Annotated in this window: 2 protein-coding genes; both read left to right on the top strand. The window is 75.7% G+C overall.

Going from position 1 to position 3,807, the window contains the following annotated elements; genetic code table 11:
- Positions 1-2,788, top strand: a 2,788-nt coding sequence (locus RH94_RS42710; RefSeq protein WP_456154164.1) for an Lhr family ATP-dependent helicase, incomplete at its 5' end; no start/stop codon positions are given.
- Between the two features lie 53 nt (positions 2,789-2,841).
- Positions 2,842-3,687 (top strand): Fpg/Nei family DNA glycosylase, encoded by an 846-nt coding sequence (locus tag RH94_RS07840; RefSeq protein WP_073946906.1) that lies wholly within the window; start codon positions 2,842-2,844, stop codon positions 3,685-3,687.
- Positions 3,688-3,807 lie beyond the last annotated feature (120 nt).

The raw sequence follows: 3,807 nt of genomic DNA on the forward strand, positions 1-3,807 counted from the left end.
CGCCCGCCTGTCCGAGCGGTACGGCATGGACGCACAGGTCATGCACGCCGACGACGGCATCGTGCTGCGTCTGCCCGACGCCGACCTCATGGGATTCGACCTGCTCGACCAGGAGCCCATGAAGGCAGGTCCGGAGTACGACACCGAGCAGGCGCCCGTCGGCGCGGCGGACGTCGTCTTCGACAAGGGCGAGGTCGACCGGATCGTCACCGACCAGGTCGGCGGCTCGGCCCTGTTCGCGTCCCGTTTCCGCGAGTGCGCCGCCCGCGCGCTGCTGCTGCCGCGCCGCAACCCGGGCAGGCGCACCCCGCTGTGGCAGCAGCGTCAGCGTGCCGCCCAACTGCTGCAGGTGGCGAGTGAGTTCGGCTCGTTCCCGATCGTCCTGGAGGCGGTGCGCGAATGCCTGCAGGACGTCTTCGACGTCCCGGGCCTGGCCGAGCTGATGGGCGACATCGAGTCCCGCAGGGTGCGCCTGGTCGAGGTCACCACACCCGAGCCGTCGCCCTTCGCGCGCTCGCTGCTGTTCGGGTACGTCGCCCAGTTCCTGTACGAGGGGGACTCGCCGCTCGCCGAGCGCCGCGCCGCCGCGCTGTCGCTGGACTCGCGGCTGCTGGCCGAGCTGCTGGGCCAGGCCGAGCTGCGCGAACTGCTCGACTCCGAGGTGCTGGTGGAGCTGGAGCGGGAGCTGCAGTGGCTGACCGAGGACCGCCGGGTCAAGGACGTCGAGGGCGTCGCCGACGTCCTGCGGCTGCTCGGTCCGCTCACCGACGCCGAACTGGCCGAGCGGGGTGCCGGACCGGGCTGGGCGCGGGAGCTGGCCGGGGCCCGCCGGGCCATCCGGGTCCGGATCGCCGGGACCGACCACTGGGCCGCCGTCGAGGACGCCGGCCGGCTGCGCGACGCACTCGGCACCGCCCTGCCGGTGGGCGTCCCGGAGGCGTTCACCGAGCCGGTGAAGGACCCGCTGGGCGACCTCCTCGCGCGCCACGCCCGCACCCACGGCCCGTTCACGTCGGCGACGGCCGCGGCCCGCTTCGGCCTGGGCGCGGCGGTCGTCGAGGGCGCGCTGCAGCGGCTCGCGGCGGGCGGCCGTGTCGTCCAGGGCGAGTTCCACCCGGCGGGCATCGGACAGGAGTGGTGCGACGCGGCCGTACTGCGCCGGCTGCGCCGCCGCTCGCTGGCCGCGCTGCGGCACGAGCTGGAACCGGTGCCGCCGGCAGCGCTGGCCCGGTTCCTGCCCCAGTGGCAGCACATCGGCAAGGGGCACGGTCTGCGCGGCATCGACGGACTGGTGCGCGCCGTCGAGCAGTTGCAGGGCGCGTCCGTGCCCGCCTCCGCGCTGGAGAAGCTGGTCCTGCCGTCCCGCGTGGCGGACTACACGCCGTCGATGCTCGACGAACTCACCGCCGCCGGCGAGGTGGTGTGGGCGGGCGCGGGCGCGCTGCCCGGAAAGGACGGCTGGGTCTCCCTCCACCTGGCGGACACGGCCCCGCTGCTCCTGCCGCCACCGCACCCCCTGGAGCCGACCGCCCTGCACCAGTCCGTCCTGGACGCCCTCTCCGGCGGCTACGGCCTGTTCTTCCGTCAGATCGCCGACCAGGTCCGGGCGACCACCCACCCCGAGGCCACGGACCCCCAGCTGGCCGACGCCGTCTGGGACCTGGCCTGGTCCGGACGGCTCACCAACGACACGCTCGCGCCGATGCGTTCCCTGCTCGGCTCGGGCCGCACCGCCGGTTCCACGGCCCACCGGGCCAAGCGCGCGGTCCCGCGCGGGCGTTACGGCTCCCTGACGGCCGCGGCCCGTCCCGCCTCCCGCGGCGGCCCGCCCACCGTCGCCGGCCGCTGGTCGCTGCTGCCCGTCCGCGATCCCGACCCCACCGTGCGCGCCCACGCGCTGGCCCGCGCCCTCCTCGACCGGCACGGCGTGGTCACGCGGGGAGCGGTGTCGGCGGAGGGCGTCGAGGGCGGGTTCTCGGCGGTGTACCGGATCCTGTCCGCCTTCGAGGAGAGCGGCCAGGCCCGGCGGGGCTATGTGGTGGAGGGCCTGGGCGCCGCCCAGTTCGCGATGGACGGCGCGGTCGACCGGCTGCGCGCGGTGGCGGGCGCGCGCGAGCGGGACGCGGGCCTGCCCGGCGAGAGTTCTCGGGGCGGCGGTCCCGACGGCTCCGGTTCCCTTGACGGTCCCCCGCTGCCCGGCGGCTTCGAGGCCGGGTTCCCCGCCGCCGGTCCGGGCGGTGAGTTCGACTGGCTGGACAGCGACCGGTCCGCACCGGGCGAGTACGTCTCGCCCCGGGACCTCGCCCCACCGGGTCACGGCGGCCCACGAGGCGTCGGGCGAAGCCTCCCGTACGGCTCCGGCTTCGGTGACCGCCGCGCCCGTACGGCCTCCGCCGACCCACGAGCGCTGGTCCTCGCCGCCGCCGACCCCGCGAACGCCTACGGCGCCGCCCTGCCCTGGCCCGAGCCGCCGACCGGCGCGGGGCACAAGCCGGGCCGCAAGGCCGGCTCCCTGGTGGTGCTCGTGGACGGCGAGTTGACGCTCTACATGGAGCGCGGCGGCAAGACCCTGCTGGCCTGGCCCGCCGCTCCGGACGGCGCGGCCGGTGACGACCCGCGCCTTCGGGTGGCCGCCGGGGCACTCGCCGCGGCCGCCCGCGCGGGCTCGCTGGGCACGGTCACCGTGGAGCGCGTCAACGGCGCCTCCGCGCTGACCTCTCCCACCGGCACCCTCCTGGAAGAAGCGGGCTTCATCGCCACCCCGCGCGGCCTGCGCCTGCGCGCATGAGCCGAGCAGGCGTGCCCACGCGCGGGTTCACCCGCACGTGTCACCCTTGACCCATGCCCGAAGGCGACACGGTCTGGCGGACCGCGAGGCGGTTGCACGACGCCCTCGCGGGCAAGGTGCTGACCCGCAGCGACTTCCGGGTGCCGAAGTACGCCACGGTCGACCTCACCGGCCGGACCGTCCTGGACACGATCTCGCGCGGCAAGCACCTGCTCACCCGCTTCGAAGGCGGCCTGACACTGCACTCGCACCTGCTGATGGAGGGCGCCTGGAAGGTGTACGGCACCGGTGAACGCTGGAGGGGCGGCCCCGCCCACCAGATCCGCGCCGTGCTCGGCACCGACGGCCGCACCGCCGTCGGCTACCGCCTGCAGGTCCTGGAGCTGCTGCGCACCACCGAGGAGGACCGCACCGTCGCGCACCTCGGCCCGGACCTCCTCGGCCCCGGCTGGGACCCCGACCTGGCCCTGGCCAACCTCCTCGCCGACCCGGGCCGCGAGCTGGGCGAGGCCCTGCTCGACCAGCGCAATCTCGCCGGCATCGGCAACATCTACAAGTGCGAGCTCTGTTTCCTGCTCGGCGTGACCCCGTGGCTGCCCGTCGGCGCCCTGCCCGCCGACCGGGCCGCGAGGCTGCCCGCCCTGGCCAAGAAACTCCTGGAGGCCAACCGCGACCGCGTGGTCCGCCGGACCACGGGCCTGCGCGGCCAGGACCTGTTCGTCTACGGTCGCGCACCGCGCCCCTGCCTGCGCTGCGGCACCTCCGTCCGCGCGGCCGGCCAGGGCGACGGCTCCCAGGAGCGTCCCACCTACTGGTGTCCCACCTGCCAGTCCGGCCCCGCACCGGCGCGGGGCTCCCCGCGGAGGTGGCGGGAACACCATGACCGCTCAGCCGATTGACTGTCCGTCAGGTTCTCCGTCCGGACGGTTCCGACGGTGGGGCGGCGGTGCCGCGTCGTCCCGTCCCTCCCCCGGCCGTTCCTTCGGCACACAGTGCACCGGCAGCACGCTCAGCCCCCA

Source organism: Streptomyces kebangsaanensis (assembly GCF_001906585.1).
In the GTDB taxonomy this organism is placed as follows: domain Bacteria; phylum Actinomycetota; class Actinomycetes; order Streptomycetales; family Streptomycetaceae; genus Streptomyces; species Streptomyces kebangsaanensis.